Origin of the sequence: Micromonospora sp. NPDC047753 (genome assembly GCF_040642735.1) — a bacterium.
GTDB lineage: Bacteria > Actinomycetota > Actinomycetes > Mycobacteriales > Micromonosporaceae > Micromonospora.
The window spans coordinates 1-4,342 of sequence record NZ_JBEYSL010000539.1; the positions used below are offsets into that span (position 1 = coordinate 1).

The 4,342-nt window shown below is 73.0% G+C and carries 4 protein-coding genes and 2 pseudogenes; 2 read left to right on the top strand and 4 right to left on the bottom strand.

All coding sequences use genetic code 11. From position 1 onward, the window contains the following. Positions 1–48: 48 nt before the first annotated feature. From ABZ749_RS30390 to ABZ749_RS30400, 3 genes are all read right to left on the bottom strand, one after another. Positions 49–294: a hypothetical protein gene (locus ABZ749_RS30390; RefSeq protein ID WP_210818733.1), complete on the bottom strand. Its 246-nt coding sequence runs from the start codon at positions 292–294 to the stop codon at positions 49–51. Positions 295–354: 60 nt separating this feature from the next. Further along, a complete protein-coding gene (locus ABZ749_RS30395) occupies positions 355–1,335 on the bottom strand; it encodes a LysR family transcriptional regulator (protein WP_357233789.1) in 981 nt (326 codons plus the stop codon). A gap of 83 nt (positions 1,336–1,418) precedes the next feature. Further along, positions 1,419–2,030, bottom strand: coding sequence for a hemerythrin domain-containing protein (locus ABZ749_RS30400; RefSeq protein WP_357233791.1), 612 nt, complete (start codon positions 2,028–2,030; stop codon positions 1,419–1,421). Between the two features lie 148 nt (positions 2,031–2,178). On the opposite strand from ABZ749_RS30400, the gene ABZ749_RS30405 reads away from it, so the two are divergent. Beyond that, the gene (locus tag ABZ749_RS30405; protein WP_357233793.1) at positions 2,179–3,507 is read left to right on the top strand and encodes a M20/M25/M40 family metallo-hydrolase; all 1,329 of its coding nucleotides are present in this window, start codon (positions 2,179–2,181) and stop codon (positions 3,505–3,507) included. Between the two features lie 58 nt (positions 3,508–3,565). Then, positions 3,566–4,210 (top strand): annotated as a pseudogene (locus ABZ749_RS30410) (hypothetical protein); the annotation flags it as partial. Positions 4,211–4,258: 48 nt separating this feature from the next. Here the strand turns inward: ABZ749_RS30410 and ABZ749_RS30415 are convergent. Further along, a pseudogene (locus tag ABZ749_RS30415) lies at positions 4,259–4,342 on the bottom strand (response regulator); the annotation flags it as partial.

Below are 4,342 nucleotides of genomic sequence, written 5' to 3' on the forward strand. Positions count from 1 at the left end.
CTCGTCGGCACGCCAGGCCGACCAACCGTCCGGCACCGTCGCGGCGCGCTACTGGCCCTGGTCGGGCTCCAGGCTGGCGATGGTCAGACCCGCCGCGTCGGCGGCGGCGTCCCGGTCGCCCCGGGTCTGGTCCTCCCGGGTGAGCAGATTCGCGTACTCGGTCACGTCGGCCGGGTCGGGCACCGTCGGCAGGCGGCGCAGGAACGCCTCCACCGCACGGGTGGCGGCGGTGTGCGCGGCAGCCGCCTGGCGCAGCAGTTCGCGGTCATCGGCGGGCGGGTAGAGGTCGGTCATGTCCGCCAGATACCCGGCCCACGGCGGTTCGCACCGCCAGCGGCCCGGAATACCGGCAGCTCAGCCCGGCCGTACCCCGGTGGGGTGCCGGACGCCGAACCCCGGGTTGCGGGGCAGCCAGGCCAGGTACGCCGGGTGCGGCGCCAACGAGTCGACGTACGCCGCCTTGGCGGATTCCAGCACGAGCTCCGCGCCCTGGGCGGCGGGGGAGTCCGGATGCCAGCCGAGCAGCAGCCGCCAGCGTAGCGGCGTCCCGGCGAGTTGACGGGTGACCAGACCACCCACCGGACGGAACGTCGCCTGGCACAGGGCCACCGCCACGCCGGCTTCCACCAGGTCGACACAGCCGCGGATGTCGGTCTCGTACACCTTGCGGGGGGTGAAGCCGGCGCGGGCACAGGCGGCGGCGAAGCAGTCGGCGAAGCAGCCGTCACCCGGCGCGGCGACCCACTGTTCGTGGCGCAGGTCGGCCAGGCGGACCTCCTCCTGCGCCGCGAGGGGATGGGTCTCCGGCAGCAGCACCAGCACCGGGTCGACGGCCACCTCCTGCCAGCTCAACCCGAACCCGCCGGACGGACTGGCGTCGCCGCACACCCCGGCCAGCGCGAAGTCCAGCCGACCGCCGGCCACCAACTGCGCCAACTCGTCCACTGACCAGGACGCGTACGTGGTGATCTGGGCGGGCGGCTGCTCGGCCGCCAACCGGTGCACCAGCCGACCCAGGATCGGGCTGTTCACCCCGCCGAACCGGTAGCACGGCGGCGTGTCGCCCGCCCCGGCCAGGCGGGCGGCCTCGTCCTGCAGCCCCTTCATCGCCGGCAGCAGCACCCGGGCGCGGGCCAGCACCAGCTCACCGAGCGCGGTGGGTCGAGCCCCGCGCCGGTCCCGGTCGAACAGCGGGCCGCCCAGCGTCCGTTCGATGCGTTGGAGCTGGGCGGTGAGCGCCGGCTGGGCCAGGCCGAGCGCCGAGGCCGCCTTCGTCACACTTCCCGTCTCCGCGATCGCGCAGACCACCCGCAGGTGACGCAGCTCCAGGTTCATAGGGTGACGGTAGGACTACGCGTCTGCTGGCGGAATACCCCAAGCGGATCGGTGATAATGAATGCACTGCCGGCGGTCGCCGGTCACCGGTCGCGCGGCGGCTCCGGCAGGTCCGCCAGGTACGTCGGCCGCCGGGTCACCGCGTCGAGGACCTTGTCCACAACACCGACCGCCGGCTCCACGATCCGGTTCCACGGAGGGGTCGCCGGTGTGCCCGGGTGCGGTCGGGTCGGCGCGGCCTCCTCGGCGATCTCCAACCGGTTGCCCAGCCGGATCAGCTCCTCCTCGGTCGCGACCGCGCGCAGCTCGGTGACCAGCGCGCCCACGCCCTCGACATGCCGGCGGACCCGCTCGGCGACCTCGGTCAGCGCCTCGTCCGTCAGCCCTTTCAGGGCGCTCAGCAGGGCCGCGTCGGCGCTGATCTCCGCATCGACCCGCTCGGTGGCCGCCGGCAGCGCCGCGCGGACCGCCGGCAGCAGGTACTGCTCCTCGGCGGACAGGTGCCGCGACAGCGCGGCGGTGAGCACCGCCAACCCCTCCTGCGGCGTGGTGTCCGGGCCGGAGAGCTGGTCCAGCAGCGCCAGCAGTTGCCGGTGCTCCCGGTCGACGATGTCGGCGATGCTACGACCGGCGGGTCGGTAGCCCTCCTCGGGTGCGGGCGCGGGCGGCAGCGGCGGCAGGGGAACAGCGGACATGGTGCCCTCCTCGACTGGCGGGCGGAAGCTCCGGCAGGGACGTTCGGTCGTGGGCGGCGGTACCCGAACGCGGCCGACGCGAAACCGACCCGTCGATGCCTCCACCCGCGCCGGCCTGTCGAGCGGCCCGGGCTGGTATGAAGAGGCGATGACGAGCGACGCCGCCTCCGCCCTGCCCGACCCCACCGCAGAGGTCGTGGACCTCTGCCGCGACCTGCTGCGCATCGACACCACGAACACCGGTGACAACGACACCAGCGCCGGTGAGCGCCGCGCGGCCGAGTACGTGGCGGAGAAGCTCGCCGAGGTGGGTGTGGAGTCCGTCCTGCACGAGTCCGTGCCGGGCCGGGCGAACGTGGTGGCCCGCATCCCGGGCACCGACCCGAGCCGGGGCGCGCTGCTGGTGCACGGCCACCTGGACGTGGTGCCCGCCGACGCCGACGAGTGGTCGGTGGGCCCGTTCTCCGGTGAGCTGCGCGACGGCTACCTCTGGGGCCGGGGCGCGATCGACATGAAGGACTTCGACGCGATGGTGCTCGCCGTGGTGCGGCACTGGCAGCGCACCGGCGTACGCCCGCCGCGCGACATCGTGCTGGCCTACACCGCCGACGAGGAGGCCGGCGGCGAGTACGGCGCGCACTTCCTGGTGGACAACCACCGGGGCCTCTTCGACGGCTGCACCGAGGCGATCGGCGAGGTCGGCGGCTTCTCCTACTCGGTCAACGACAGCCAGCGGCTCTACCTCATCGAGACCGCCGAGAAGGGCATCGACTGGCTGCGGCTGCACGCCAAGGGCCGCCCCGGGCACGGCTCGATGATGCACGACGACAACGCGGTCACCGCGCTCGCCGAGGCGGTCGCCCGGATCGGCCGGCACCGCTTCCCGGTGGTCGTCACCGACACCGTGCGAGCCTTCCTCACCGAGGTCTCCGACCTGCTCGGCATCGAGCTGGACCCGGACGACCCGGAGACGGCCATCGCGAAGCTCGGCCCCATCGCCAACATCATCGGCGCGACCATCCGCAACACCGCCAACCCGACCCGGTTGAGCGCCGGATACAAGGACAACGTCATCCCCGGCCGGGCCACCGCCACCATCGACTGCCGTAGCCTGCCCGGCCAGTCCGAGCTGCTGGAGCGGCAACTGCGCGAGCTGGTCGGCCCGGACATCGCGATCGAGTACATCCAGCGGCAGCCGGCGCTGGAGACCACCTTCGACGGTGACCTGGTCGAGGCCATGTCGGCGGCCCTGCGCGCGGAGGACCCGGGGGCGCGGCCCGTCCCGTACATGCTCTCCGGGGGCACCGACGCCAAGGCGTTCTCGCAGCTCGGCATCCGCTGCTTCGGGTTCGCGCCGCTCCAACTGCCCGCCGACCTGAACTTCTCCGCGTTGTTCCACGGCATCGACGAGCGCGTTCCGGTCGACGGACTACAGTTCGGCGTGCGGGTTCTCGACCGGTTCCTCCGCTCCTGCTAGTCGTGTCCGGCGGTGGCCGCCGGCGCGCAACTTCCCCATCGTGAAGGGACTGCCCCACATGACCGACCAGCATGGTGAGCTGGACGCCGCTCTCGAGCGGGTGATCGAAGCGGCCCGCCACCACCTGGCCGCCGTACGCGCCGCGCAGGGCCGCGTCGACGACGACGACGTCTGGCAGGCGTACGTGGCGTTGAACAACGCCTCTTTCGCCTACGACGAGCGGCTGCTCGACGCCTTCGGCGAGGTGACGCCATGGGATGTCGACTCGATCGACCCGGACGAGGCGGACGAGCGTTTCGGCGGCGGCGAGGGTGCCGAGGCCAGCGACCCGCACCCTCGGGTGATCTCGGTGCGTCAGCGTCGCGACTACCGGGTGCCGAGCGTCGCCGCGCTGCTGCGGGTGGCCGAGGCGGCCCGCCGCGAGGGCACCCCGGAGGACGACGAGCCGGCGCCGGTGGAGGGCGTCGGCGAGGCGGTGCTGGAGCTGCTGCAGAGTGGTGACGGCTCGCTCGGCGCGTTGGACGTCCCCGAGTTGGAGCCACTCGACGGGGTGGTCATGGTCAGCGAGGTGGGCACCCCGGTCGACCTGGAGTCGTTCGACGACGACGACGCGGTCGGCCCGTTCCAGCCGGCTGTCGACGACCGGCTGGTCGGTCGGCTCGACGAGCACCCGTTCCTGGAGCTCGACGACGACCACGACCACGCCGGGCACCGCGCTCCAGCTCGTCGCCGCTCACGCCGCACCCCCGTCGGTCAGCCGGTTACGCAGCTTGTGTTCCTCGAACGCCTCCTGGGTCATCAGCACGTCACCCGGGTCGTCCTCGACGAGCAGGAC